The 474-nt window shown below is 66.9% G+C and carries 1 protein-coding gene; it reads right to left on the reverse strand.

Going from position 1 to position 474, the window contains the following annotated elements; all coding sequences use genetic code 11:
* On the reverse strand, nucleotides 1-474 hold a 474-nt coding region (locus EXE48_RS18225), incomplete at both ends, for an ABC transporter permease subunit (protein WP_443984495.1).

Genomic DNA, 474 nt, shown 5'->3' on the forward strand with positions numbered 1-474 from the left:
GGTTCCTCGGCACGAGGACTTGGAAGGCATCGACGAAGCCGAGGTATCCGTTCCAGAGGCCGACGCCACGAAGCAGCGCCTCCAGCGGCGGGGAGAAGTCGAGGATGAGACCCGACCCGCCGCCGAATCCGACGCGGTTACCGAACAGCTGGAACTGCTGGAGTTCCCCGGAGAGGAAGCTGAACCGGACGATTTCCGACATCGCGATGGTGACGATTGCGAGGTAGTCGGCCCGCAACCGAAGCGCCGGGAGCGCGACCACGAGTCCCAACAGCGCGGCCGCGGTCATGCCGGCGAGGATACCCACCCAAAGCGGCAGGCCGAGGCCGCCGACCTGCGCCGCGCCGCCGGCGACGTACGTCGGCTTCGTCACGATTGCCGTGACGTAGACGCCGACGGCCATGAAGCCGACGATGCCGATGTTGAACAGCCCGGTGTACCCCCAATGGAGGTTGAGCGCGAGCGACAGCATGG

The sequence above is a fragment of the Halorubrum sp. ASP1 genome, assembly GCF_005435135.1.
GTDB lineage: Archaea > Halobacteriota > Halobacteria > Halobacteriales > Haloferacaceae > Halorubrum > Halorubrum tropicale.